Genomic DNA, 26,339 nt, shown 5'->3' with positions numbered 1-26,339 from the left:
CGGCCCGCCGGCGCCACCGGGCCCCCGCGCCGGCCCCGGACCGTACGACGAAGCCCCCGCCCGGATCCACGGATCCCGGCGGGGGCTCACCCGTCTCCGGCCGCATCCCGTGGGACGGCCGGCGGGCGGGGGCGGTCAGCCCGCGGGCGCCGCCGCGGCCTCCAGCAGCGGGGCCAGGGCGCGCACCGACGGGGCGTCGAAGATCTCCGCCAGCCGCAGCCGCGTCCCGAACCGGTCCTGCAGCCGGCCCGCCAGTTGCGCCGCCGTCAGGGACGTACCGCCCAGCGAGAAGAACGACGCGTCACGCGGTACGGAGGCCACACCCAGGATCTCCCCGAACAGCTCGGCCAGCGCCTGTTCCGTCGGACCGACCGGCGCCTCCCCGTCGGCACCCCGGCCGCGCAGCCGTACCGCCAGCGCGGCCAGCGCCCGCACGTCCACCTTGCGGTCCTCCAGCACCGGCAGCATGTCCAGCCGGTGGATCTGCCCCGGCACCAGGTACCCCGGCAGGCGTCCGGCCAGCGCCGCACGCAGCCCGGCCTCCTCCAGCGGCGGCGCGGTCCCCTCGCCGATCGGGACGTAGAACAGGCTCAGGTCCTCGCACCCGCCGTCCGGCCCGGTCAGCGGCACCACGGCGCACGAGCCGACGCCCGCGACCTCGCGGGCATTGCGCTCCACGTCGTCCAGCTCCACCCGGAAGCCGCGCAGCTTCACCTGCCGGTCGACGCGGCCGTCGAAGTACACCAGCCCCTCGTCGGACCAGTGCCCCAGGTCGCCCGTCCGGTACACGCGCAACCGGGCGCCGCCCGGCCCCACCGGCAGGTCGGTGAACTTCCGCGCGGTCAGCTCCGGCTCGTCCAGGTAGCCCAGCGCCAGGCCCGCGCCCGACAGGCAGATCTCCCCGGACTCGCCCACCGCGCACAGCCGTTCACCGTCCACCACGTGCACACCCGTGTTCGGGAACGGCCGGCCGATCGGCACCCCCGTCCCCTCCACGCAGTCCACCGGCCGCACCACGTGCCCGGTCGCCGCGATGGTCGACTCCACCGGCCCGTACATGTTGTGCAGCGGGATGTCCGGATGGGCCCGCAGGAACCGCCGGGCGTGGCCGGGGGAGAGGCGTTCGCCGCCGGTGCCGACCACGCGCAGCCCGCGGAAGGCGTCCAGGTCGGTGTCGACGGCCATGTGGAAGACGGCAGTCGGCAGGAACACCGTGTCGACGCCCTCCTCGGCCACCAGCTCCCGCAGCCGGCGCGCCAGCTCCAGCGTGTCGTCCAGTACGACGGCGGTGCCGCCGCCCAGCAGCACCGACCAGGAGTCCAGGCCGAACGCGTCCCAGGTGGCCGCCAGCGCCTGCGGCATCACCGCGCCGCCGCCGACCGGCGCGAACGCCCAGTCGTCGAACAGCCGCACGTTGCCGCGGTGCGCGGTGAGCACACCCTTGGGCGTGCCGGTGCTGCCGGAGGTGAAGAACACCGCGCTCGGGTCGTCACCGCCCACCACCACAGGCGTCGCCCGCCGGCCCTCGGCGAGCAGCGCGTCGAACGCGGCCGGCGGCACCGTCCACACCGGCTTGGCCCACGGGCCGCTCTCGCCGGTCACCAGCACCGGGCCGTCCAGCCGCCCGATCAGCGCCGCCAGCCGCTCCCGCGGCCAGCGCGGGTCCAGCGCCGCGTAGGCCGCGCCGCGCCGCAGTACGGCGAGCAGCACCGCCAGCAGCTCCGGCGACCGCGGCAGCAGCACCGGCACCACCTGGCCCGGCCCCACCCCCGCGTCCTCCAGACCGGCCGCGTAGGCGTGCGAGGCGGCGGCGAGTTCCGCGTACGTCACCCGGCGCTCGCCGTGCCGCACGGCGACCGCGCGCGGCCACCGCGTCACGCACCAGTCGAAGAGATCGTGCACGGTCCGCCCGCGCCGGGGCGCGTGCGGGGCCGGATTCCACTCCGGCGGGGGTGCCAGTCCTGCCACGGTGTCATTCCTCCTGGGCCAAAGGCCCGGTCGCGCGGGCGTGCCGTCCGGCGCGGCCCGTGAACGGGAAGCCGGCGGGACGCGGTCCCGACGGCCGAGGGGGGCGCGGGGCCCGCGCGCGCACGCGCGGGCCCGGGCCGGGGTGCCGGGTCAGGCGCCGGCCACCGCCGCGAGGCGGTCGGCGAGCCGGGCCGGCGTCGGGTGCTCGAAGGCGTCGGCGAGCTTCAGCTTCACGCCGGTCCGCTCCTCCACCCGCTGCACCAGTTGCGCGGCGAGCAGCGAATGGCCGCCGCTGGTGAAGAAGTTGGCGTCCGCGTCCAGGTCGTCCCGGCCGATCAGCTCACGCCACAGGGCGACAAGGCCCGGCAGGTAGCCGGCCGCCGCGCCGTCCGCGCCCGCGTCCGCGCCGCCGTCCGCCCGGCCGGCCAGTGCGGTGACCGCGGCCAGGTCGAGCAGCCCGTCCGCGGTGACCGGCAGCGCGGCCACCACGGCGTACCGGTCCGGCAGCGCGGCGCCGGGCAGCCGCGCCTCGGCGGCCTCGGCGAGCTCCCGCAGCAGCTTCGCGTCGTCGTTCCGCAGCGCGCCGGCGCGCGCCACCACCGCGACGAGTTCCGGCCCGTCGCCGTCGGCCGCGCCCACCGGTACGACCGCGGCGGCCGACACCGCGGGGTGCCCGGCCAGCAGCGACTCGACCTCCTCGGGCCGCACCTCGCCGCCGCGCCGCCGCAGCCGACGGCTCGCGGCGCCCAGCAGTTCCAGCGTGCCCTCGCCGGTCCACCGGCCGACGACCCCGGTGTCCCGGGCGCCGACGCGGACCACGCCCCGTACCCCGACGGGCAGTTCCGCCCCGTCGGGCGCGGCCACCGACGCCCGCGTGCCGGGCAGCGGCCGCAGCGCCGGGACGGTACGGCCCGTGACCGGAGCGCCGGCCCACCAGCCGCCGCCGTCCGCGCGGGCCGCGTACACCCGGGCGCCGGCCGCGACCAGGCGCCGCGTGACCGGTTCCGTCAGGGCGTCGGGGCCCACCAGGACCGGCCGGCCCTCAAGGCGCGCCTCCACCCGCTCCAGCAGCGTCCACGCCTGGGCGCCGGACGTCCGCAGCAGCGCGCCCGGCGCGGCCTCCAGCGTCCCGGGCAGTGTCCTGTCGTCGTCCGCCCGCACCACCTGCCCGCCCGTGGCCAGCGGCAGCCACACCTCCGCCAGCGCGGCGGCGCTGCCCAGCGGGGCCCGCGCGACCGCGTCGAGCGGCCGGCCCGGTTCGCCCAGCGCCTCACCCAGCCACGCCAGTTGAACGGCGAGGTCCCGGTGCGTCAGGCGCGGTCCGTCGGCCGCGCCGCCGGTCAGCACCAGGGCGGCGCGGCCGGGTTCGGGACTCCCGGTGATGTGCTCGGCCGGCGGCGCGGTGTGCGGGTCGACCAGCGGAAGATCGCCGGGCCCGTCGCCGACGACGGCCTTCACCTGCGCCTGCGCCAGTTCCTCGGCCGTCGCGTCCGGGGCGGCGCCGGTCCAGGCCGCCCCGGCCAGCCAGACGCCCAGGGCGGCGGCCACCAGTTCGGCGCCGGCCGGGCCGCGCAGCCCCACCACGTCCTCGGCGCCCACGCCGCGGTGCGCCAGCGACGCCCGTACGGCCTCGGCGGCCCGCCACAACTGTCCGTAGTCGGTGGTGCGGTGCGGCTCGCGCACGGCCACCGCGTGAGGTGCGGCCGCCGCATGCCGGGCCACCGCGGTCACCACGTCCGGCGCCTGCGGCGCGGGGGAGTGCGCCGCCGCCACCGCCGCCCTGTCGGCGTCCGGCCACGCGAGCACCTCGCCGACCGGGCGGTCCGGCTCGGCGCCCAGCGCCGTCAGCAGCGCGTCGTAGCGGCGCAGCAGCGCCTCGACCTCGGCCGCGGTGTGCACGTCCGTGGAGTGGATCGCCTTGACCCGGTAGCCCTCGCCGAGCGGCACGACCAGGAACTCGATGTCGAACTTGCTGCTGCCGGTCTCCACGATCTCCAGCCGGCCGTCCATCCCGCCGATCCGGTACGTGTCCGTCCCCCGCCCCGGCAGGAAGTTGAAGACGTGCCGGAACAGCGCCGACCGCCACGTCGCGCCGATGCGGGGCGCCTGCGGCAGCAGTACGTCCACGGGGGCGTCCGCGTGCGCGACCGCGTCCATGAACAGGTTCCGCACCCGCAGGGTGAACTCCCGGAAGCTCAGGGCGGGATCGACCCGGACCCGCAGCGGCAGGATGTTGACGTGGTAGCCGATGGTCCGGCTCGCCGCCTGGGAGCGGATGTTCACCGGCAGCCCCACAGCGAAGTCCGGCCCCGCCCCGTGCCGCGCCAGCAGCAGGTACGAGGCGGCCAGCATCACCACCGCGTCCGGCGCCTTCAGCGAGCGCCGGGCGCCCTTGAGCACAGCCGCGGCCGGCGCGGACAGGTCGTGCACCACACTCGCGCCCGCCAGCGTCCCCGACCCCGCGGGACGCGAACCCAGCCACAGCTCACCGCTGTCCGGGTCCAGGCCGTCCAGGTGCTCGCGCCACCACAGCAGGCTCGACCCGTCCGGGACGTGCTCCTGCCACGCCGCCACCTCCTCCACCGGCGCCGTTTCCAGGTCCTGCCCGGCGGCGGCCAGGTCGTAGACGGCGGCCAGCTCCTCCAGGAAGACGATGCTGGAGGTGTTGTCGAACACCAGGTGGTGCACCGCCAGGCACAGCACGTCCGCGCTCTTCGTGGAGAAGCACGCCAGCCGCACCAGCGGAGTGCCGTCCAGCGTGAACGGCCGCACCACGAACTCCCGCAATTCGGAGTCGAGTTCGTCCTCGGCCACCTGCCGGGACTCCAGCGGCAGCCGGGCCTCGTCGGCCGGCAGGACCTCCTTGGTCAGCCGGGTGCCCTCCGCGTGGAAGACGGTCCGCATCACCGGGTGGCGGCGCAGCAGCGCCCGCACCGACGCCACCAGCAGGTCCGGGTCGAGGCGCCCCTCCACCCGGACGGTCGCCCCGGGCACGTTGTTGACGTTGCTGCCCGGCACCAGCCGCTCCAGGAGCCACAGGGCCTCCTCCTTGCGGCCGGCCGGCACCGTACGCCCCGTGCCGTCCGGCGTGATCTCGCGAGGGTCCATCCCCGTCGTCTCCGTCCTCGTCGTCGCTGTCTGCCCGTCGAGGCCGCAACGCCTCGCGCACCACGCCCGGTGGCGCCGGAAACCTCACGGCCCCGGCACTAGCCCGCCGCCACCGGGAACCCGCGCAGGCCCCGCGCGGTCGGCGACACCCAGCGCTCCTCCGGGCCGGTCTGCCGCAGGTCCGGCACGCGCCGGGCCAGCGCGCGGAACGCCGCGTCGCCCTCCATCCGGGCCAGTGGCGCGCCCAGGCAGTAGTGCGGGCCGCCCGAGAACGCCAGGTGCTCGGTCTTGCAGTCACGGGTGATGTCGAACCGGTCCGGGTCCTCGAAGACCGCCGGGTCCCGGTTCGCCGCCGCCGTCAGGACGGCCACCAGGCTGCCCTCCTTCAGCAGGTGCCCGTCGACCTCGACGTCCTCGTGCGCCACCCGGGTGGCCATCTGGGCGGGGGAGTCCCACCGCAGCGTCTCCTCGACCACGCCCGGCGCCAGATCCGGGTCGGCCTTCAGCATTTCCCACTGCTCCGGGCGGTCCAGCAGGGCCTTCATGCCGTTGGCGACCAGGTTCGTGGTGGTCTCGGTGCCGGCGACGGCGATGATGCCGGCCGCGCCGATCGACTCCCGCCGGGTCAGCACACCCTCCCGTTCGGCCTTCACCAGCCGGCTCAGCACGTCGTCACCGGGCTCCGCCGCCCGCATCTCCAGCAGTTCCTGGAACATCGCGTACAGCTCGTCGACGGCCCGCTCCAGCTCCTCGCTGCGCTCCGGCGAGACGAACCCCTCCAGCACCAGCGCGGAACCGTGGCAGCAACGGTCGAAGTCCTCCCGGTAGGCGTCCGGGATGCCCAGCAGGCCCCGGATCAGCGCGATCGGCAGATGCTTGGCGAAGTCCCGCACCAGGTCGAAGCCGCCCGCCGGGTCCACCCCGTCGAGCAGCTCCTCGCACACGTGCTCCACGTGCGGCCGGTAGCCGCCCATCTTCTTCGGGCTGAACAGCGGGATCGTCAGCCGGCGCAGCCGCGAGTGGTCCGGCTCGTCCAGCTTCAGGAACGAGTCGTCCAGCGACGAGAACCTGGGTGCCACCCGCGAGCCGTCCGCCTTGCGCGTGCCGAACCTCGGGTGCCGCAGGATCCGGTTGCCCAGCGCGTGGTCGGCCGTCACCCACGTACCGGTGCGGCTCAGGTGCAGCGGTCCGCGCGCCCGCACCTGCTCGAAGAGCTCGTACGGGTCCTCCTGGCCGCGCAGCAGCAGTGCGTACGGGTCGCCCATCGCGCCCATGTACCAGATGAAGCGGGACGTGTGGAGTTCCGCTTCCTTTTGCTCCCGGGTCGGGACAGGCATCGCGGCTCCTCGAAAAGAGATCGAAAAAAGTAAATGGCCGAACGACGGTTCCGCGCCCCGACGCTAGCAACCCGCCCGCCGCGGACAACCCCCTATTCCGGGCCGGCCACACCCCGCCGCCACCCGTATTCCCGGGCACCCGGAGTGAAAAAGACGCGACGGCAGGGGTGCATAAGGGTTCACGGCCCGAGAAACACCTTCCTAGGGTGTTCGCACGCGACGCGGCCACCCCGGCGGGAAAACGCCGTCGGCCGGCCCGCGCGCGGACAACACCGAGACACCGGGAACACCGAGCACACCGAAACACCGAGAACACCGAACACACCGAAGACCCCGAACACCCCGAACACAGCGATAACGCCGTGTCCCACCGGCCCGAAAGGCGTTCGCAGTATGCGCAGACCCGGATCCGACCCGGCGGACGACGTCCGTTCCGTTCCCGCTCCGGGAGCCGCGGCATGACCGCCGCCGAGGCCCCGGACATCACCCGCGTCGGCCTCGTCGGCGCCGGCGTCATGGGCGCAGGCATCGCCGAGGTCTGCGCCCGTTCCGGCCTGTCGGTGACCGTCGCCGTCTCCGGTCCGGCCTCCGCCGAGCGCGGCCGCGCCAGGGTGCGCGGCTCCCTGGACCGCGCGGTCGCCCGCGGCCGGCTCGACGCCGGCGAGCGCGACGCGGCCTGGGACCGCATCACGTTCACCACCGACCTGGCGGACCTCGCCGACCGCCAACTGGTCGTCGAGGCCGTCCACGAGGACGAGGCAACCAAACTGGAGGTGTTCCGGGCCCTGGATCGCGTCGTCGCCGACGACGACGCGATCCTCGCCTCCAACACCTCCTCCATCCCCGTGATGAAGCTGGCCCGGGCCACGGACCGGTCCCAGCACGTGCTGGGCATGCACTTCTTCAACCCGGTGCCCGCCCTGCCGCTCGTCGAGCTCACCGGCTCGCTGCTGACCGCCGACGCCACGCGCGACCGCGCCGAGCGCTTCGTCGCCGAAACCCTGGGCAAACAGCCCATCAAGGTGGGCGACCGCTCGGGCTTCGTGGTCAACGCCCTGCTCATCCCCTACCTGCTGGCCGCCATCCGCATGGTGGAGTCCGGCTACGCCACACCCGAGGTCATCGACAAGGGCATGGTCCTCGGCTGCTCCCACCCCCTCGGGCCGCTCGCCCTGGCCGACCTGATCGGCCTCGACGTCGTGGCCGCCATCGCGGACGCGCTGCACGAGGAGTTCCGCGAACCGCAGTACGTCCGCCCGCCGCTGCTGTCCCGCATGGTCGAGGGCGGTCTGCGCGGCAGGAAGACCGGTGCCGGCTTCCACACCTACGCCTGATCGCACCACCCCTTCCGGGCCGGCCGCGCGACCGCGCGGCCGGCCCTTCCGTACGCCCTGCCCGCAGGCCCGGGAAGACCGTGAACGGACACGCGAACGCCGCGTGCCGGCCCTCCCCGGGGGAAGGAGCGCCGGCACGCGGCGGGTTCTCGCGGGGTCAGCCGGCCAGCAGGCCGGCGACCTCCTTGGCGACCTCCTCGCTGTTCAGCAGCTCGGAGTGGTCCACGTCGAAGCGGTACTCCTCCAGCACCTCGCCCGGCAGGTCCTTCAGCGCGGAGGAGCACACCACCGTCGACGCCGACAGGTCGAAGGTGCCGTTCAGCTCCGCGGCCGCGATCAGATACGTCACGTACGCCCGGAACCAGGACACCATCTGCTCGCCCAGCTCCGGCGACAGCCCGATCCGGTCGAAGGCGAGCTCGCCGACCGAGCGGTAGACCGCCACGATCTCGGTGCGGAACGCCTCCAGGTCCTCCGCGGTGCGGGCGGCGCACTCCCAGCCGTCCTTCTGCACCTGGACGATCTCCTCCTCGGTCAGCGACGAGGACAGGCTCTCGATGACCTTGAAGAAGCCGAAGTGCAGGATCGCCCAGGCGTTGGACGGCGTCGGGTCGAACAGCACCGGCTTCGGCCCGTCCTCCTGGAACCGCGCCACCCCGTCGGCGATCGCGCTCGCGAACGCGCTGGAGGCGCAGTAGCCCAGCACCGCCGACACCCGCCGGCCGGAGTCGCGGACCACGTCCACCCACCGGTCCACGTACTGGGCGGCGGACATGCCCTCCTCCTCGCCGATGGGCGGCGACAGCGTCTCCCAGACGTTCACGTCCGGGCCGAGTCGCTTGGCGAAGTCCTTGAAGCCCGCCTCCCGCCGCCCGTTGACCGAGTAGTCCACGGCCAGGACCAGGTCGCCCTCGCCGGAGTCGGAGATGACGTCCCAGATCAGTGACTTGTCTTCCATGTTCCTCGTTCCCATCCGTTCCGTCCGTTCCGTCCGATCCCGTCCATGCCGAAGGTGGCGCCGTCCATGCCGAAGGGGTGGCGCCGTCCCCGTGCCCGCCGCTCAGGCGGCCACCGGGAAGGCGTGCAGGCCGCGGATGGACGACGCCATGCGCCGCCGCGGCGGTCCCGCCTTGTGCAGCCCGGGCAGGCGCCGCGCCAGGACCCGGAACGTCATCTCGGCCGCCGTCCTGGCCAGGGCGGCCCCCAGGCAGAAGTGGATGCCGGTGGAGAAGGTCAGCGAGTCGGGACCGGCGCCGCGGGTGATGTCGAACCGGTTCGGGTCCGGGTAGGCCAGCGGATCCCGGTTGGCGCCGCCGGTGAGGATGATGACGGTGTCGCCGGCCTCGATGTGCTGCCCGGCGACCTCCACGTCCACGTGCGCGACCCGGCTGATGAGCTGGTTCGGCGGGTCGTAGCGCAGCGTCTCGTCCACCACCGCGGGCGCCAGGTCCGGGTCGGCCTTCAGCAGCTCCCACTGCTCCGGGTGCTCCAGGAGCGCCAGGACGCCGTTGCCCATCAGGTGCGAGGTCGACTCCGTCCCGGCGATCGACAGCAGACCCAGCACGCCGATCACCTCGTCCAGGCTCAGGCCCCCGTCGCGGTGGGCGGCCAGCAGCTCGCTGACCACGTCGTCGCCCGGCGCCTCCCGGCGCAGCTCCACCAGGTCGCGCAGCACGGCGCTCAGGTCCGCCACGGCCGTCTCCAGCTCGTCGAACTGCTCCACCGACGTGAAGCCCTCGAAGACCCGGCCGGTCGTCGTGCAGTTGCGGTCAAAGCGCTCCGCCTGCGCCTGCGGCACCCGGAACAGGTCGCGCACGAGTGTGTTCATCAGCGGCCGCACCACCGCCGCCATCAGGTCGAAGCGCTGCGTGGTGTCGATCGCGTCCAGTGAGGCGTTCAGCAGCGACTCGATACGCGGCCGCTGCGCGTTGAAGCGCCGCGCCCCGAAGAACGGGGTCACCATCCGTCGCAACCGGGTGTGGTCCGGCGGATCCAGCTTGAGGAACGAGTCGTCCATGGACGTGAACCGGGCGTAGTCCCGCTCACCGTCCGCCCGCCGCACCCCGAACCGCTTGTCGCGCAGGATCGCCAGCGCCGTCGCGTGGTCCGGCGTGACCCACGGCCCCACCTTGCTGCGGTGGATGGGCCCGAGCTCCCGGGCCTGCTCGCAGAACCGGTACGGATTGAGCTGGCGCAGCAGGATCTTCGCGTACGGATCGCCCAGTTCGCTCATCTGCCACACGAACGTGGCGGTCATCGCCTGTTCCTGGAGTTGGTCGCTCGTCGGGATTGTCATCCAAAATCCTTCGCCGGTGCCGAACCCTCCTGCCGCATGCCCCGCACGGCATCACGGAAATGCCGCCGGGGGCGCACGCGCCGGGACACGGGAATGCGAGACACGCCCGTACGGGCCGTCCTGTGCCGGGAAAGCTATCGACCGCCGATCCGGCCGCACACCCCTAGCGGACCCGGCCCGACCCCTCAACCCGGCCGCGCCACCGGGCGGCCGGGCCACGGCGCGTCCGCGGTTCGCGGCGCCGGGTACCCAACCACCTGCACCGTCCCTTACCACGAGCCGGCCCCGGTTGCGCGCGGTGCGTCATGCTGCATTGCAACTTCTGGCCAGCGTAGGGATGTTCGACCCTGGATACACTGGCAACCAGTTTCGGGTCGACCGACCATCGACCGATCGAATTCGCGAGCGCGGCGCCCGTCCGCCGTGCCGGGAAAACCGGGGGCTCCGCAGATGTTGGTACAGCGTGAAACAAGTGTCGCGCAGTTGGAATCCGCTCTTGAATGCAGTGCCGCCGGAAATACCACACTCGTCCTTATCGAGGGCGCGGTCGGCTGCGGGAAAAGCGAACTCGTCGAAACGGTGAGCGCCCAGGCGGCCGGCCGCGGACACCTCGTCCTGAGGGCCGTCGGCACCGAGGCCGAGCGGTCCGTGCCGCTGGGCGTGATCTCCCAGCTCGTACGCGGCGCCCCGGAAGGCTCCCTCCCCGACCCGGCCCAGGCCGAGCAGCCCGTCGGCAGCGAGACCATGCACGCCTTCGCCGCCGCGCTGGTGCGCCTGAGCGAGCACACCCCGGTAGTGCTCTGCGTCGACGACATCCACCAGCTCGACGAACTCTCCAGCCGCTACCTGTTCCACCTCGCCGGATTCCGGCGGTCCGCGCGGATCCTCATGGTGCTCGCGGAACTGCTGCACGAGCGCAGCGCCGACCCCCTCTTCGGCACCGAGCTGCTGCGGCAGCCGAACTTCTCCCGGATCCGCCTGGAGCGTCTGGACCACGCCGGCGTCGGCCAACTGGCGGGCGCGGCGAACGAGTTCGAGACCAACCGGCTGCACGCCGCCAGCGGCGGCAACCCGCTGCTGCTGCGGGCCCTGCTCCAGGACACCGGCCCGCGGGCCGGCGGCCCGTTCGCCCAGGCCGTCCTGGCCTGCCTGTACCGCTGCGGCCCGGCCACCACCCGGCTGGCCGAGGGCATCGCCGTCCTCGACGGGGCCGGCAGCCCCGGCCTGCTGGCCGAGCTGCTCGGCACCAGCGCCGCCACCGTCGCCCAGGGCGTCACCGCGCTGATCGCGGCCGGCCTCGTCGACGGCCTCGCCTTCCGGCACCCGGTCGCCCGATGCGCCGTCCTGGAGCGGATGGAACCGTCCGCACGCCAGGCCGCCCACCGGCGTGCCGCCGAGCTGGCGTGGCGGCGCGACGAGCCGGCCGTGGTGGTGGCCGGCCAGCTGCTGGCCGCCCGGCACGTGGGGGAGGAGTGGGGGCCCGGCGTACTGCGTTCGGCCGCCGACCAGTTCCTGGCCGGCGGTGACGCCGCCCGCGCCGCCGCCGCCCTCGAACTCGCCCTGGAGTCGTGCCAGGACACCGGCTGCGGTACCGAACTGCGGCTGCGCCTGGCCGAGATCGCCTGGCACACCGACCCGGCCGCCGCCGAGCGCCGGCTCGCCGAACTCCTCACTGTGCTGCGCGAGGACGGCCTGGCACCGGCCCACCTCAGCCGGCTGGCCCGCCTGCTGGTGGTGCAGGGCCGGGTCGTGGAGGCCGCCGAGGCGCTGGAGGGACTGCACGACGGGCGGAACGCGGCCGGGCAGCCGGCCCCCGGGCAGCCCGCCCCCGGCTGGGAGGAGATCCGGCGCACCGACCCGCTGGACGGCCTGTCGGCCTTCCCGCAGTGGACCGGCGGGCGCCAGCACACGCCGGCCGAGCCCGGCGCGGCACGGCGCCGCCCGCCGCGGACCGACCCCGCGGTCCTGTGGGCGCTGCCCGACCGCGGCGACGAGATGTCGATCGCGCGCACAGCCGAACTCTTCCTGCGCGGCGCCTCGCTCGCGGAGGGCACCGTCGAACCCGTCGTCCAGGCCCTGCGCGCACTGCTCTACCTCGGCGGCGCGCAGCGCGCCGTGACGCTGTGCGCCGGCTTCGTCGAGCAGGCCCGCCGGCGGGGCGCCACCGGATGGTACGCCGCCCTGTCCGGGGTCCACGCCGAGGCCCTGATGCGGCAGGGGGACCTGGCCGGCGCCACACGGGAGGCATCGGCGGTCCTGTCCGCGATGCCGCAGTGGTCCGACAGCGTGCTCCTGACCGGCGTCGCCGCCACCCTGGTGCGCGCCCACGCCGCCGCCGGCCGCCCCGACGAGGCCGCGGCCCTGCTGTCCCGGTCCGTCCCCAGCGGCCTCGGCGGGACCGTCCACGGCCTGGCCTATCTGCGGGCCCGCGGCCAGTACCTGATGCTCACCAGCCGCTTCCACGCCGCCCTCGGCGACTTCCTCGACGTCGGCCGGCAGCTCAAGCGCTGGGGCCTGGACCGGCCCAAGGCGACCCCGTGGCGCACCGACGCCGCCGAGGCGCTGATGCGGCTGGGCGAGGCCCAGCAGGCCGAGAGGTTCATCGTGGACCAGCTCGCCACGCGCGACGGGCAGGACCCGTGGGTCCGCGGCGTCTCGCTGCGCATCCGCGCCGCCGCCCAGGAACCGCGCGAACGGCAGGTGACGCTCGCCAAGGCCATCGACGAGCTGCGCCGCTCCGGCGACCGGTACGAACTCGCCCGCGCCCTGGTCGAGTTCGGCCGCACCCTGAAGGAGACCGGCGACCCGGCCCGCGCCGCGATGGTCAACCGCCGCGCCTGGCACCTGGCCCACACCTGCGGCGCCGACGCGCTGCGCGAGCGCATCATGCCCGGCCACACCGAGGAGCCCGCCGCCCCCGCGGAACCGCCCGCCGCGCGCCCGGACCTGCTGGACACCCTCAGCGACTCCGAGCGCCGCGTGGCCGTCCTGGCCGTGCACGGCCACACCAACCGCGAGATAGCGCTGAAGCTCTACATCACCGTCAGCACCGTCGAACAGCACCTCACCCGCGTCTACCGCAAACTCGGCATCGCCGGCCGCCAGCAGCTCCCCATGGACCTGCAGCTCGGCGTCCTCGAACCCGCCTGATCCCGCCTGATCCCGCCGATCCCGCCACCGGCGCCCGGGCCCCTCGCGCCGCATGCCGCGCGCCACCCCCCTCCCCGGGGCCGGGCCACCCGGCACGGGCACGGGCACGGGCACGATCCCGGGCACGGGCCACGGGCCGGCGCCCGACATGCCGTCAGGTCGCCCGGTGGCCGCCTCCCCCGTCACTTTCGGCCGTTGATCGACGGCCTGCCGGTCTTCGGCCGCGGGATGTGCGAACGTCGTTCTCGCCATCGGCCCGCCGCCGGGGGCGGCGGGAATCCGGGGCGGGCAGCCGTGACACGCCGCCTGGGGGTTGGTTTGGCGGGCAGGTCCGAGGCCGGAGCCGCGGTTGAGAGCGGCGAGCAGATCGGTCGGGCGGGCGGCGAGCCGGACGAGCCGTCCCGCCGCGCCACCTGGCTGGGGGTCGCCGCGGTGGCGGCCGCCGCGCTGGCGTGGTCCACGTCCTTCGCGGTGACGAAGCTGCTGCTCAGGCACCACGGGGCGATGACGGTGGGCGCGATGCGGTTCGTCCTGGGTGCGCTGCTGCTGGCCGTGGCGGTACGCGCACAGCGCGGCTGGCGGCCGCCCCCGGTACGCCGGCGGGTGGGCATGGGGATCGCCGGGCTGCTGGGCATCACCGCCTACTTCGCCCTGGAGAACTCCGGAGTGGGCCTGGCCACGGCCTCCGACGCCACGCTGATCGTCGCCTCCTACCCCGTCGTCGCGATTGCGGTCGAGTTCCTGCTGTACCGCAGGGGTGTCTCCGTGGTGCGGGCGCTGGGGATGGCCCTGGCCGTCGGCGGAGTGGTCGTGGTGGCCCACGGCAGCTCGTCGGGGAACGGCCACCGGCTCCTCGGCGACGTCCTGCTGAGCCTGGGCGGTGTGGTGTGGACCGCGTACAACCTGGTCGGGGAGCGCACGCAGGGCGGCGTGTCGGCGCTGACCGCCACGTACTACCAGACACTGGCCGGGGCGGCCGGGTTCCTGGTGCTGTCGCTGGGGGAGGCGGGTCGCTGGCGGGCGCCGGCCGCGGGGGACTGGCTGCTGGTGGCCTACCTCGCGGGTGTCTGCTCGATCGGCGGCTTCCTCTGCTACAACCTGGGCCTGCGCCGGGTCTCCTCGACCACCGCGGTGACGGTCCTCAACCTGGTGCCGGTCTTCGGCTCGGTCTCCGCGGTGGTGATCGCCGGCGAGTCGCTGGGGCCGGCCCAGTTCGCCGGGGGCGCGCTGGTCGTCGCGGGCGTGCTGCTCAGTCTGCGGCGGCGCGAGGCGGGGGGCGGCCGCGGCCCCCGGCCGCCGCGGTGGCGGCCGGCCGGGCGCGGCGGCGCCCCGCGCAGGTGAACGGGCACCGGCCGAAGGCTTCGGGACTTCAGGATGCGGCGGCGCGCAGCCCGAGGCGCTCGATGTCGAACCCGGTCTTCCCCCGCTCCGCGAGGTCGGCGCAGATCCGGCCGAGCAGCGGCACGAACTTGAAGCCCCATCCGGCGCCGTAGACCACGAGGTTCTCCCCGTGGGGTACGAGGCCGGCGGCGGTGCCGAGGAAGAACTGCCGGTCGGCGTCGGTCGGCAGCACGGCCAGGCAGGTGCCGGTGCGCACCGGGTCGGGGTCGACCGTGGGCAGGTGCCTTTCCAGCCAGGACGTGAGCCTGCGCACCTGCCGGGGATGGGCGGTGCCGGTCGCCTCGCGCGGGTGGCCGAGCGGGTCGGTCTCGAAGTCCGGGCCGCAGCGCACCAGGTCGCCGGGGGCCCAGGGGTTGCGGCCGAAGCCGTAGAAGAGGTTGGTGTCCTCGTCGGTGGGCTGCTGGAAGACGAACCAGAACGGTGACTCCGGAGCCGGCGAGGTGTGCCGGAAGGCGGCGATGACCATCTCGTACACCGCGTACCCGAGCCGTACCCCGAGCGGGGCGAGGAGGTCGTTGGTGTACGGGCCGTTGGCCAGGATGACCTTCCCGGCGCGGTAGACGCCCCGGTCGGTGTGGACGTCGACGCCGTCGGCGTCGGGCACGAGCCCGGTGACGGTCTCCCCGGCGCGCAGGTCGCACCCGGCGGCCTGCGCGAGGGTGAACAGGGCGGCCGTGGTGCCGCGCACGTCGATGGTGCCGCCGTCCGGCTGCAGGAACCCGGCGTACGAGGACGGCAGCCCGCGGAACCCGAACCGGCGCTCGATGTCCGCCGATTCGAGCCACTCGTAGCGGACGCCGAGCCGGTCCATGTGGTGGACGGTCTCGGAGATCCTGCCCTCGTTGGTGGCCACGTCGATGTCGCCGAACCACAGGCTGCCGATCTCGTGGATCAGCCGCCGCTCGCACCGGCTCTCCAGGCTCTTCCACAGCGGCAGGGTCTCCAGGGTGAGGCGGAAGAGATCCTCCTGGGTGTACTGCAGGCGCCAGTGCCGCTCGGCGCCGCTGGTGCCGCTCTTCTCGTTGAAGAACTGGTCCCGTTCCAGTACGAGCACCCGGCAGCCGCGCTCGGCGGTCTGCCAGGCGGCGGAGAGGCCGACCGGGCCTGCGCCGACCGTCACGACGTCATAGGTGCCGCTGTACGTGGGGGTCGCGTTCACTGGGGCTCCTACCTGGAGGTTGCGGTCATCGGCCGGCGGCTCCGCGGTGCGCGCAGGGCCGTCCTGAGGGAGCTCACGACGTACTCGACCTGGTCGTCGGTCAGGGACGGGTGGCACGGCAGGTTGACCTGCTCGCGGAACCACAGGCGTTCGGCGACCGGGCACTCGCCGTAGCGGTGGCCGCGGCCGCGCCACTCGGGCCGCAGGTGGAGCGGGAAGTACCGCAGCTGCACCTGGATGCCGGCCTCCTCCAGGGCGGCGACCACCGCGTCGCGGCCCACCTCGCTCTCGGGCCGGACGAAGAACGTGAACAGGTGGTAGGGGTGGTTCACCTCCGGCGGCACCTCGGGCAGCCGGACACCGGGCACCGCGCCGAGCACCTCGGCGTACCGGGCGGCGATCTCCTGGCGGCGGCTCACCAAGGCGTCCAGCCGGTCGAGTTGTACGAGGCCCACGGCCGCGCCGGCCTCGCTCATGGTGGCGTTGCTGCCGGGAGCGCGTACCGTGCTGCAGATGTTCTCGTAGGAGTCGTCGACCCACATCATCCACGGCTGGCGCCCGTGACCGACGTGCAGCGGCTTGCTGACGTAATCCCCGTCCACCGCGTTGGACCGGATGCGGTCCACCCGCTCGGCCCAGTCGTCGCGGTCGAACGTGATCATGCCGCCCTCGCCCAGAGAGCTGATGTTCTTGGTGGAGTGGAAGCTGAAACAGCCGATGTCGCCGAGGGAGCCGGGACGGCCGCCCCGGTACTCCGAGCCCAGGGCGTGGGCGCAGTCCTCGACCACCAGGACGCCGTGCCGGCGGGCGATCGCCATGATCTCCCGCATCTCGGCGGGCCGGCCGCCGTAGTGGACCAGCAGCAGCGCCTTGGTGCGCGGGGTGATCAGCGCCTCGAACGCGGCACTGTCGATGTTGAGCGTGTCGGGGTCGACGTCGCAGAACCGGACCGCCACCTTCTCGTGGGCGAGCAGCGGTTCCGCGGTGGCCTTGAACGACTGCGGGGTGACGATCACCTCGTCCCCGGGCCGCAGGTCGAGCAGGTGCACCGCGATGGCGAGCGCGACCGTCCCGCTGGTGACGGTGAGGGCGTGCCGGGTGCCGATGTGGGCGCGCAATCGCTGTTCGAACTCTTCCCTGAGCGGTCCCTGGGAGAGCGTGGCACCGGAACGGATCAAGTCGGTGAGGGCCGCGATTTCGGCGTCGCCGAGGACACTCCCCACCTGGGCAGCGGGTATTGAATACTTACCGATCTCCGTTGGCATGTGGGCGGTCCTAGCTCGCTGAAGGAGTGGGATATGACCGCCCGGGAGCTTAGATTCACGGCGGCGGGAACGCAAAGGGTGGGCTTCCGGCCAACGGGGCGTGTTCTGGTCAAGGGGCCGGCGACTCGAAACGGATCAGGGCACCTACACGTACCGTCCTGATCAGCGACTTCATCGATTCTGGCGGCTCTGGAGGGAGATATTCCGCTCACCGGGGAGAGGTTGACGAAGTCGCCGACACGGTGATGATGGGGTCTGGCGAGATTCCGGATCGGGCCCGCGGCTGCCAGTTCGGTCCGCGGTACCCGTGGACGTCATTGACAGTTCCGAGACGGCGGGGTACTTGCTGGGCCGTAATTCCGGTGATCCGTTTTCCACCCCGGTGCCGGGGCATACCGGCCCCCATTTCTTGATCGCTTTCGCCCTCCCGGAAGGAGAGCGTAGCCATGGCTGTGCTCAGTGAATTGACGGATATTCTCGCGGAACTCGGGGTGGAGCCCGAGCTGCTCACCCCCGACACCCGGCTCCGCTCCGGCCTGGGCCTCACGTCCACGGAGACCACCGAGCTCGGCCTGGAGATGACACGCCGCTTCGGTGCCCACATCGACCTGTGGGACGCCGCCGACTACAGCCTGGCCGAGCTCGCCGACGCCATCAGCGCGGAGCGCGGCGCGGCCGGCGGGGAGCGCGGATGAGCGCCGCCGGGCCCGCGGCCCCTGCCTCCCCCGCCCACGGAGCCGGGCCCGCACCCGCTCCCGGTCCCGCTTCCGGGCTCCCCGCGCCCGCCGCCCTTCCGCGCGTACCGGCGGAACGCGCGCAGGAGTACCGGCGGCGCGGCTGGTGGCTGCCCGAGCGGGTGGACCGGCTGGCGCTGCGCCGGGCCGCTGAGCGGCCGGAGGCCGTCGCCGTGGTGGCCCCGGGCGGGCGGCTGACCTACCGGCAGCTCGCCGACGCGGTGGCCGGCGCGGCCCGGCGGCTGGCCCGGCTGGGCGTGCGCCGCGGGGACCGGGTCCTGGTCCAACTGCCCAACGACGTCGAGCTGGTGGTGCTGCCACTGGCCCTGATGCGGCTCGGCGCGCACCCCGTGATGGCCCATCCCGCCCTGCGCCGGTACGAGTTGGCGCACGTCGTCGAGGCGACCGCGCCGGTGGCGATGGCGGTGCAGCGGCGCGTGGGCCGTTTCGACCACGCCGCCCTGGCCAGGCACCTGGCGGCGGACTGCCCGTCGTTGCGCCTGCTGCTCGTGGCCGACCGCGCGGGCGGCGGCGCGCCCGAGCAGGACACGCACGACCTGGTCGCGCTGTGCCGTCCCGAACCCGGCGAGGGCCCGCTGCCCGAGCTGGGGCCGCCGCAGGACGACGAGCCCGCGGTGATGCTGCTCTCCAGCGGCACCACCGGCCGCCCCAAGGCCATCGCGCGGGCGCACGAGGGCTACGGCTACATGATCCGCGCTTCCGCCGAATGGGCAGCCCTTTCCGCGGACACCGTGTATCTGGCGGTGATGCCGGGCGCCCACGGCTTCGTCCTCAACTGCCCCGGCATCCTCGGCACACTGGCCTTCGGCGGGCGCGTGGTGCTGGCATCGGCCGACGACCCGGACGGCGCGCTCGACCTGGTGGAGCGGGAAGGCGTGACGCACTGCGCCCTCGTACCCGCCCTGGTGGACCAGTGGGTCGCCGCGGCCCGCCGGCGCGGGCGGGGCCCGTCCACCCTGCGCGTGGTGCAGGTCGGCGGCGCGCGCCCCGAGGCGCGGCTGGTAACCGAGGCGATGAAGGCGCTGGGCTGCACCGTGCAGCAGTGCTACGGGATGAGCGAGGGCCTGCTGGTCTTCACCGCGCTGGACGACCCCGAAGGCGTCGTCACCGGGACCCAGGGCAGGCCCGCCTCCCCCGGTGACGAGCTGCGGGTGGTCGACGAGTCCGGCGCGCCCGTACCGCCCGGCACCACGGGCGAACTGCTCACCCGCGGCCCGTACACGGTCCCCGGCTACTACAACGCGCCCGGCGCCGACGAGCGGTCCTTCACCGCGGACGGCTTCTACCGCACCGGCGACGTGGTGCGCCTGCTCCCCTCCGGGGGGCTGGTGGTGGAGGGCCGGCTGGGCGACGTCATCAACCGCGGCGGGGAGAAGATCTCCCCGCTGGACCTGGAGGCGCTGGTCATCGACCACCCCGCGGTGCGGGCGGCCGCGGCCGTCGCCGTACCGCACCCGGTGCTGGGCCAGACGGTGTGCCTCTTCGCCGTCCCGCTGGACCCCGCGGCCCCACCCTCCCTGCTGGAGCTGCGCCGCCACCTCCAGGACCGGGGCCTGGCGACGTTCAAGCTGCCCGAGCGCCTGGAGATCGTCGACACGATCCCCTACGTGGGCATCGGCAAGGTCGACCGCGTCGCCCTGCGCCGGGCCGCCACCGAGGCGGGCGCCCCGGACTGAAGACGCCGGAAAGCCGTACCCGCCCCTTGAGCCCGCCCCTTGAGCCCGCCCCCTGAGCCCGAAGCCGTCCGGAGCCCCGCCCCCGAACCCGCGCCCGCTCGGAGCCCGAACCCCCGAACCCCCGACCCGTACCCGTCCGGAGACGGAGCCGCCGTCCGGAGCCGACGTCCGACCCGAAGGAGCCCCCACATGGCCGCACCCGGCGCCCCCGCCTCCGCCGGCGACATAGCGATCATCGGTATGAGCGGACGCTTCCCGCGTTCGCCGGACCTGCGGGAGTACTGGCGCAACATCAGCGGCGGGGTGGAGTGCGTCACCTTCTTCTCTCCCGGCGAACTCGACGCGGCCGGCACCCCGGCCCGGCTGCGCGACCACCCTCGCTACGTGCCCGCCCAGGGCGCCCTGGACGGGACGGACCTGTTCGACGCGGAGTTCTTCGGCCTGAACCCGAAGGAGGCCGAACTGATCGACCCGCAGCAGCGGCTGCTGCTGGAGTGCGCGTGGCACGCCTTCGAGGACAGCGGCCACCTGCCGGAGCGGGCCGGCGGGCCGGTCGCCCTCTTCGCGGGCGGCTACCGCAACGGCTACTTCGAGCTCATCGGGCAGAGCCGGGACCCGCACCAGTCCTTCCTGCGCGACGTGGGCAACGAGCCGGACTACATGGCCACCCGCATCGCCTACCTGCTGGGGCTGACCGGTGCCGCGGTGACCGTGCAGACCGCCTGCTCCAGCTCACTGGTCGCCGTCCACCTGGCCGCGCGGGCGCTGCTGGCCGGGGAATGCCGGATGGCACTCGCCGGCGGGGTCACCGTCCGCGCCGCGCAGGGCCCGGGCTACATCGCCACCGAGGGCGGGATCTACTCGGCCGACGGCCACTGCCGCTCCTTCGACGCCGCCGCCGAGGGCACGGTGATCGGGGAGGGCGTGGGCCTGGTGGTGCTCAAGCGGCTGGAGGACGCGCTCGCCGACGGCGACCACGTACGGGCCGTGATCAAGGGCTCCGCGGTCGGCAACGACGGCTCGGCCCGCGTCGGCTACACCGCGCCCGGCGTGGCGGGACAGGCCCGGATCGTGGCGGCTGCCCTGGAGGCCGCCGGGGTGCACCCGGACACCGTCGGCTACGTGGAGGCGCACGGCAGCGGCACCCCGATGGGCGACCGCATCGAGGTCGACGCCCTCACCCGCGCCTGGCGGGACCGCGGCTGGAGCGGGGGACGGCGGCCGATCGGATCGGTGAAGACCAACATCGGCCACACCCACGCCGCCGCCGGCATCGCCGGGCTGCTCAAGACGGTGCTCGCCCTGGAACACGAACGCGTGCCCGCCAGCCTCCACTTCGACCGGCCGAACCCGCGCATCGACTTCGACGCCTCCCCCTTCGAGGTCGCGCGCGAGGCCGTGCCCTGGCCGCGCGGGGACCGGCCGCGCCGCGCCGGGGTCAGCTCCTTCGGCCTGGGCGGCACCGGGGCGCACGTGGTCCTGGAGGAGGCCCCCGTACCGGCTCCCGTACCGGCCACCGCACCGGCCACCGCGGCCGGCGGTGGGCGCCGCTGGCACCTCCTGACCGTCTCCGCCCGCTCCGAGGCCGCGGGCGCCGCGCTGTGCCGCGAACTGGCCGGCCGGCTGGGCGAACCGGACGCCCCGGACCTGGCCGACGCCGCCTGGACCACACACGCCGGCCGCCGCGCCTTCGCGCACCGGCGGTTCGCGGTCGCCGACACCCCGGCCGCGGCGGCGGCCGCGTTCGCCGACCCGGACGCGCTGCCCGGCGTGCGGGCCCGGCCGGGCCCGGGCCCGTCGGTCGCCTTCCTGCTGCCCGGCCTCGGCGACCAGCACATCGGGATGGCCCGGCGGATCCGCGAGACCGAGCCGGTCTTCCGCGCCGAACTCGACCGGTGCGCCGACCTCCTGGGCGCCCGGGACGGCCTGGACCTGCTGGGCGCCCTCTACCCGCCGGGTGTCCAGGACGCCGCGGAGCCGGCCCCGGGGGACGGCCTCGACCTGCGGGCCATGCTCGGCCGCGGCCGCCGCCGCGACGACCTGCCCGACACCCGGCTCGCCCAGCCCGCGGTCTTCGCCGTCGAATACGCCCTGGCCAGGCTCTGGGAACACTGGGGGGTGCGGCCGGACGCCCTGCTCGGGTACAGCATCGGGGAGTTCACCGCGGCCTGCCTGTCCGGGGTGCTCGGTCTTGAGGACGCGCTGCACCTGGTGGCGGAACGCGCGCGGATACTCGCCGCGCTGCCCGGCGGGTCGATGCTCGCGGTGCCGCTGGGCGAGGAGCGGCTGCGCGACCTGCTCGCCGCGGACGGGGCCGGCCACAGCCAGGTGGCGGTGGCCGCGGTCAATGGCCCCGAGCTGTGCGTGGCCGCCGGGCCCGCCGACCAGGTACGGCAGTTGGCCGAGCGGCTGGCCGCCGACGGCGTTCCCAGCCGGCCGGTGCAGACCACCCACGCCTTCCACACGCCGATGATGCGCCCCGCCGCCGCCGAGTTCGCTGCCCTGGTGGCCTCGCTCGACCTGCGCGAGCCGCGGATCCCCCTGCTGTCGAACGTCACCGGGGACTGGATGACGCCCGAGCAGGCGCTCGACCCCGGCCACTGGGTGCGGCACCTGTGCGAGCCGGTCCGGTTCGCCCGGAGCGCGGCACGGCTGTGGGAGGTGCCGGGCAGGGTGCTGCTGGAGGTGGGCCCGGGCCGCGCGCTGGGCAGCCTCGCCCTGCAGGCCCGCCCGTCCGGCGCCGCCGAGGGCGTCGAGGTGCTGGCGTCGCTGCCGGCACGGCACGAGCGCGAGCCGGAGGACCGGTTCCTGCTCTCCACCGCCGGACGGTTGTGGCAGGCGGGGGTGCCCGTGGACTGGGACGGGTTCCACTCGGGGGAGCGCCGCCGCCGGGTGCCGCTGCCCGGCTACCCGTTCGAGCGGCGCCGCCACTGGGCGGCCCCGGCCGCCGCCGACGCCCCGGCCGGCACCGCCCGTACCACCGCCCGTTCCGCCGCCGGGACGCGGGACGCGGAAGCCGCCGGCACGCCCGGCGACGGCCTCGCCTCCTGGTTCTCGGTACCCGGGTGGCGCCAACTGCCGCCGCTGACCGCCCGGGTGCGGCCACCGGCGGGGGAGCCATGGCTGGTCTTCCTCGACCCGGCCGGGATCGGCGGCGAGCTGGCCGCCGAACTGCGCCGTCTCGGCGCCGAGGTGGAGACCGTCGCGCCCGAGGGCGTGGCGGTGCCCGGCGAGCCCGACCACGTACTCGACCCGGAGGACCGCGCCGGCTACCTGCGGCTGCTGCGCGGGCCGGGCGGAACCGGCCGGGCGGCGCGCCGGATCGTGCACTTGTGGTCCGTCACCGGTGAGCGGGCAGCCTCCCGCGACACGGACCGGGCGCAACGGCTCGGCTTCGGCAGCCTGCTGCTGCTCGCCCAGGCACTCGGCGAGGACGGCGGCGGCGAACCGGCGCGGGTGACGGTGGTCTCCTCCGGCCTGCACGCTTTCGGGGCCGGGGCGGGCTCCAGCCCCGAGAAGGCGGTGCTGCTCGGCATCAGCCGGGTCTGGCCGCTGGAGAACCCGGCGGTCGACTGCCGGGCGGTCGACATCGCGCCGCCCGCCGAGGCCGACTCCGGGCGCGTCGCCCGCCAGGTCCTGGCCGAGTGCCTGGCCAGGAGCGGGGCCGCGGACGAGGCCGAGGTGGTGCTGCGCGGCCCGGCCAGGTACGCGCGGGACATGCTGCCGGTCCCGCTCCCGCACGGCGGGGGCGACGGCGCCGACCGGCCCGCGCCCGTCCTGCGGGAGCAGGGCGTCTACCTGATCACCGGCGGCCTCGGCGGCCTCGGCCTGACCGTCGCCCGGCACCTGGCCGCCACCGTCCGCGCCCGGCTCGTACTCACCACCCGTACGCCGCTCCCACCGCCCGGGGCACCGCCCGCCGACGCCGCCGCGGCCGCCCGTGTCCGCGCCGTGCAGGAGCTGGAGAAGGCGGGGGCGCGGGTGCTGGTCGTGCGGTCGGACGCGGCCGACGCCGAGGACATGGCGGCGGCCGTACGCGAGGCGGTGGCCAGGTTCGGGACGGTGCACGGCGCGGTGCACGCCGCCGGGATCGCCGGGGGCGGGGTCATCCAGTTCCGCGATCCGGGCTCCGCCGCGGCCGTACTCGCCCCGAAGGTGCGCGGCGCCCGGAACCTGGTGGAGAGCCTGCGACCGCTCGCTCCGGACTTCGTCGCCCTGTTCGCCTCCACGCTCGGCGTCACCGGCGCCCCTGGCCAGGCCGACTACTGCGCGGCCAACGCCTACCTCGACGCGCTCGCCGCGCACGAGCAGGAGCACGGCGGGCCGCCCGTGGTCGCGATCGACTGGGACGGCTGGCAGGAGGTCGGCATGGCGGCCCGGGAGGCCGCGGGCGACGGCCCGGCCCGGCCCACCGGGCATCCGCTGCTCGGCGCGCTGATCGAGGAGGACGCGCGGCACGCGGTCTACGAGAACAGGATCAGCGCGGCCGCGGACTGGCTCGTCGACGAACACCGCATGCACGGCCACCCGGTCGTGCCCGGCACCGGCCACCTGGAGCTCGCCCGCGCCGCCTTCGCCCGCCACCTGCCGCAGCCCGGTGCCGGCCTGGAGCTGGACGAGGTCTCCTTCTTCGCGCCCGTCGTGCTCGACGAACAGGAGACGCGGACCCTGCGCACGGTCCTGGAATGGCACGGAGCCGCAGACGGCGCCCCGGACGGCGCCCCGGACGGCGCCCCGGACGGAGCCCGGCAGGACGGCCCGGACGGCGGTCCGGACGCCCCCCGGGCCCTGAGCGCGCGGTTCTCGGTGCTCAGCCGCCGGGAGGACCGCGGCCCCGACGCGCCCTGGCTGCGCCACTGCACCGGCCTGATCCGCGAGGCCGCGCGGCCGCGGCCCGCCGACCCCGCCGACCCCGCAGCCCCCGTCGACCTCGCGGCGCTGGCCGGGCGGCTGACCGAGGTGTCCGGAGCCGTCCACGACGGCCCCATGGGCTTCGGACCGCGCTCGCGCTGCGTCACGCGGATGTGGAGCGGTCCGCGGGAGACCCTGGCCGAACTGGAGCTGCCCGAGGAGTTCGCCGCGGACCTCGACCGGCTCCACCTGCACCCGTCGCTGCTGGACCTGGCCAACGCCTACCCGGGCGTCTACCTGGCCGAGGAGTTCCGCATCCCGATCGCCTACGGGCGACTGGTCCTGCACGCGCCCCTGCCGCGCCGGTTCTTCAGCCATCACCGCGCCACCGGGTCGGACCACACGGGCAGGCAGACCAGCACGGCCGAGATCGCACTCTACGACCCGGACGGCCGGCTGCTGGCACGGACCGAGGGCTTCGTCCTGAAGCACCCGGGGAACTTGCGCGGGCGGCTGGAGTCCGTGCGCGACGGCACCGCCGCCGACCTGGCACCGTACCGGGGCGCGGGCAGCGGTGAGCGCCGCGGCGGCGGGCCGCTCGGCCTCGCCGGGCAGCTGGCGCGCACCATCGCCCCGGACCGCGGTGTGGAAGCGCTGGTACGGGTGCTGGACGCGGGGCTGCGCCCCCAGGTCGTGGTCGCGCCGGGCGGCCTGCGCCCGCCCGCGCCCACAGGCGAGGGCGACCCCGCGCGGCCCCCGGCCGCCCGGACGGAGGGCCGGCACCCGCGGCCGGCGCTGAGCGTCGCCTACCGCAAACCGCGGGGCGGCACGGAGGAGCGCGTCGCCGCGCTCATGGGCGAACTGCTCGGCGTGGAGGGCGTCGGCGCCCACGACCCCTTCCTCGACCTGGGGGGACACTCCCTGCTCGCCCTCCAGCTCCTGTCCCGGCTGCGGCAGGAGTTCGGCACGTCGATCTCCCTCGGCGAGTTCTTCGACTCGCTCACCGCCGCGGGACTGGCCGGGCGCCTCGCCGCCGAGCCCGCATGACCGCCACCCCCGATCCCCAGGAGAAGCAGGACGTGAACCCCGCAGAGAACAGCTCCGCCCCCTCCGCCGGCCCGCGCCAGGTCGTCGGCGTCGTCGGCGCGGGCGTCATCGGCAGCGGCGTGGCGCAGACGTTCGCCCAGGCCGGACACCCCGTGATCCTGGTGGACGCGGCCAAGGAGGCGCTGGACCGGGCCCGCGCCGAGATCGACGCGAACCTGCGCCTGCAACGGCTGGTCCGCCCGGACGCGACGTTCGCGCCCGGGGGAGCCGCCGGACGCAGGGCCGTCCTGGACCGCATCGTCTTCACCGAGGACCTGGCCGCACTCGCGGACGCCGAGGCCGTGGTGGAGAACGTCACCGAGGACTGGGAGATCAAGCGCCCGCTGTACGGGGAGCTCACCCGGATCTGCCGCCACGACGCGGTCCTGGCCGTGAACACCTCGGTCATCCCGATCACCCGGGTCGCCTCCGTGACCGGCAACCCCGAGCGCGTGCTGGGCATGCACTTCATGAACCCGGTGCCGCTCAAGCCCATGGTCGAGGTCATCCGCGGCCACCACACCTCGGCGGAGACGATCGAGTACGGGGTGCGGCTGCTGTCCGGCGCCGGCAAGGAGGCGGTGGTGGTGGCCGACGCCGCCGGGTTCGTCTCCAACCGGGTGCTGATGCTCACCGTCAACGAGGCCGCCTTCCTCGTCCACGAGGGCGTCGCCGCCGCCGAGGACGTGGACCGGCTCTTCAAGGGCTGCTTCGGCCACCCGATGGGTCCCCTGGAGACCATCGACCTCATCGGGGTCGACACCATCGTGCGCTCCCTGGAGGGGTTGTGCGCGGAGTTCGGCGACCCGAAGTACCGCCCGTGCCCGCTGCTGCGCCGCATGTGGGACGCGGGGCTGCTCGGCCGCAAGAGCGGCCGGGGCTTCTACACGTACTCCTGACCCGCCCCACCCGGCGTGCCGCCGGCCGCCGGCCCGCGACCGGCCGCCGGCCGA

14 protein-coding genes are annotated in these 26,339 nt (G+C 74.9%); 7 read left to right on the top strand and 7 right to left on the bottom strand.

Annotation, left to right across the window (positions count from 1 at the left end):
* Nucleotides 1-135: 135 nt before the first annotated feature.
* The 3 genes from K7G61_RS24455 to K7G61_RS24445 form a co-directional block, all read right to left on the bottom strand.
* On the bottom strand, nucleotides 136-1,968 hold the full coding sequence (locus tag K7G61_RS24455) for a non-ribosomal peptide synthetase (protein WP_308190689.1): 1,833 nt from the start codon (nucleotides 1,966-1,968) through the stop codon (nucleotides 136-138).
* 150 nt (nucleotides 1,969-2,118) lie between these two features.
* Nucleotides 2,119-5,076 (bottom strand): condensation domain-containing protein, encoded by a 2,958-nt coding sequence (locus K7G61_RS24450; RefSeq protein ID WP_225849110.1) that lies wholly within the window; start codon nucleotides 5,074-5,076, stop codon nucleotides 2,119-2,121.
* A gap of 98 nt (nucleotides 5,077-5,174) precedes the next feature.
* Nucleotides 5,175-6,413: a cytochrome P450 gene (locus tag K7G61_RS24445; RefSeq protein ID WP_225849109.1), complete on the bottom strand. Its 1,239-nt coding sequence runs from the start codon at nucleotides 6,411-6,413 to the stop codon at nucleotides 5,175-5,177.
* 458 nt (nucleotides 6,414-6,871) lie between these two features.
* Between K7G61_RS24445 and K7G61_RS24440 the strand changes: the two genes are divergently transcribed.
* Nucleotides 6,872-7,747: a 3-hydroxybutyryl-CoA dehydrogenase gene (locus K7G61_RS24440; RefSeq protein ID WP_225849108.1), complete on the top strand. Its 876-nt coding sequence runs from the start codon at nucleotides 6,872-6,874 to the stop codon at nucleotides 7,745-7,747.
* A 157-nt stretch (nucleotides 7,748-7,904) separates the two neighbouring features.
* Here K7G61_RS24440 and K7G61_RS24435 read toward each other — a convergent pair whose 3' ends face one another.
* Nucleotides 7,905-8,705: a hypothetical protein gene (locus K7G61_RS24435; RefSeq protein ID WP_225849107.1), complete on the bottom strand. Its 801-nt coding sequence runs from the start codon at nucleotides 8,703-8,705 to the stop codon at nucleotides 7,905-7,907.
* A gap of 102 nt (nucleotides 8,706-8,807) precedes the next feature.
* Nucleotides 8,808-10,043, bottom strand: a complete 1,236-nt coding sequence (locus K7G61_RS24430; protein ID WP_225849106.1) for a cytochrome P450 — start codon at nucleotides 10,041-10,043, stop codon at nucleotides 8,808-8,810.
* Nucleotides 10,044-10,493: 450 nt separating this feature from the next.
* Between K7G61_RS24430 and K7G61_RS24425 the strand changes: the two genes are divergently transcribed.
* Both K7G61_RS24425 and K7G61_RS24420 read left to right on the top strand, forming a co-directional pair.
* Nucleotides 10,494-13,193 carry a LuxR family transcriptional regulator gene (locus K7G61_RS24425; RefSeq protein ID WP_225849105.1) on the top strand — a complete coding sequence of 900 codons (2,700 nt, stop codon included), beginning with the start codon at nucleotides 10,494-10,496 and terminating at the stop codon, nucleotides 13,191-13,193.
* 318 nt (nucleotides 13,194-13,511) lie between these two features.
* Nucleotides 13,512-14,534 (top strand): DMT family transporter, encoded by a 1,023-nt coding sequence (locus K7G61_RS24420; RefSeq protein WP_225849104.1) that lies wholly within the window; start codon nucleotides 13,512-13,514, stop codon nucleotides 14,532-14,534.
* Nucleotides 14,535-14,562: 28 nt separating this feature from the next.
* On the opposite strand, the gene K7G61_RS24415 is transcribed toward K7G61_RS24420, so the two are convergent.
* Complete coding sequence (locus tag K7G61_RS24415; RefSeq protein WP_225849103.1) at nucleotides 14,563-15,753, bottom strand: FAD-dependent oxidoreductase; 1,191 nt, start codon at nucleotides 15,751-15,753, stop codon at nucleotides 14,563-14,565.
* 8 nt (nucleotides 15,754-15,761) lie between these two features.
* A complete protein-coding gene (locus K7G61_RS24410) occupies nucleotides 15,762-17,018 on the bottom strand; it encodes a DegT/DnrJ/EryC1/StrS aminotransferase family protein (protein ID WP_225849102.1) in 1,257 nt (418 codons plus the stop codon).
* A gap of 446 nt (nucleotides 17,019-17,464) precedes the next feature.
* Here K7G61_RS24410 and K7G61_RS24405 point away from each other — a divergent pair, with 446 nt between their 5' ends.
* The 4 genes from K7G61_RS24405 to K7G61_RS24385 all read left to right on the top strand — a co-directional run bounded on the left by K7G61_RS24405 (nucleotide 17,465) and on the right by K7G61_RS24385 (nucleotide 26,285).
* Nucleotides 17,465-17,713 (top strand): acyl carrier protein, encoded by a 249-nt coding sequence (locus tag K7G61_RS24405; protein ID WP_225849101.1) that lies wholly within the window; start codon nucleotides 17,465-17,467, stop codon nucleotides 17,711-17,713.
* A complete protein-coding gene (locus K7G61_RS24400) occupies nucleotides 17,710-19,449 on the top strand; it encodes a (2,3-dihydroxybenzoyl)adenylate synthase (RefSeq protein WP_225849100.1) in 1,740 nt (579 codons plus the stop codon). Before K7G61_RS24405 ends, K7G61_RS24400 begins: the two co-directional genes overlap by 4 nt.
* Before the next feature lie 189 nt (nucleotides 19,450-19,638).
* Nucleotides 19,639-25,347, top strand: coding sequence for a type I polyketide synthase (locus K7G61_RS36580; RefSeq protein WP_263984785.1), 5,709 nt, complete (start codon nucleotides 19,639-19,641; stop codon nucleotides 25,345-25,347).
* Entirely contained in the window at nucleotides 25,344-26,285 is a 942-nt protein-coding gene (locus K7G61_RS24385; RefSeq protein WP_225849099.1) for a 3-hydroxyacyl-CoA dehydrogenase family protein, read from the top strand. The genes K7G61_RS36580 and K7G61_RS24385 overlap by 4 nt, the downstream gene beginning before the upstream one ends.
* The last annotated feature ends 54 nt before the right edge of the window (nucleotides 26,286-26,339 follow it).

The organism is Streptomyces sp. HPF1205 (assembly GCF_020400825.1).
Taxonomy (GTDB): domain Bacteria; phylum Actinomycetota; class Actinomycetes; order Streptomycetales; family Streptomycetaceae; genus Actinacidiphila.
Note: the sequence above shows the minus strand (reverse complement) of the source record. Positions and strands in the feature narration are given on the sequence as shown.

Coding starts and splice junctions, on each gene's coding strand:
- K7G61_RS24450 (WP_225849110.1), bottom strand. CDS start 5,076: ATGGACCCTCGCGAGATCACGCCGGACGGCACGGGGCGTACGGTGCCG.
- K7G61_RS24445 (WP_225849109.1), bottom strand. CDS start 6,413: ATGCCTGTCCCGACCCGGGAGCAAAAGGAAGCGGAACTCCACACGTCC.
- K7G61_RS24440 (WP_225849108.1), top strand. CDS start 6,872: ATGACCGCCGCCGAGGCCCCGGACATCACCCGCGTCGGCCTCGTCGGC.
- K7G61_RS24435 (WP_225849107.1), bottom strand. CDS start 8,705: ATGGAAGACAAGTCACTGATCTGGGACGTCATCTCCGACTCCGGCGAG.
- K7G61_RS24430 (WP_225849106.1), bottom strand. CDS start 10,043: ATGACAATCCCGACGAGCGACCAACTCCAGGAACAGGCGATGACCGCC.
- K7G61_RS24425 (WP_225849105.1), top strand. CDS start 10,494: ATGTTGGTACAGCGTGAAACAAGTGTCGCGCAGTTGGAATCCGCTCTT.
- K7G61_RS24410 (WP_225849102.1), bottom strand. CDS start 17,018: ATGCCAACGGAGATCGGTAAGTATTCAATACCCGCTGCCCAGGTGGGG.
- K7G61_RS24405 (WP_225849101.1), top strand. CDS start 17,465: ATGGCTGTGCTCAGTGAATTGACGGATATTCTCGCGGAACTCGGGGTG.
- K7G61_RS24400 (WP_225849100.1), top strand. CDS start 17,710: ATGAGCGCCGCCGGGCCCGCGGCCCCTGCCTCCCCCGCCCACGGAGCC.
- K7G61_RS36580 (WP_263984785.1), top strand. CDS start 19,639: ATGGCCGCACCCGGCGCCCCCGCCTCCGCCGGCGACATAGCGATCATC.
- K7G61_RS24385 (WP_225849099.1), top strand. CDS start 25,344: ATGACCGCCACCCCCGATCCCCAGGAGAAGCAGGACGTGAACCCCGCA.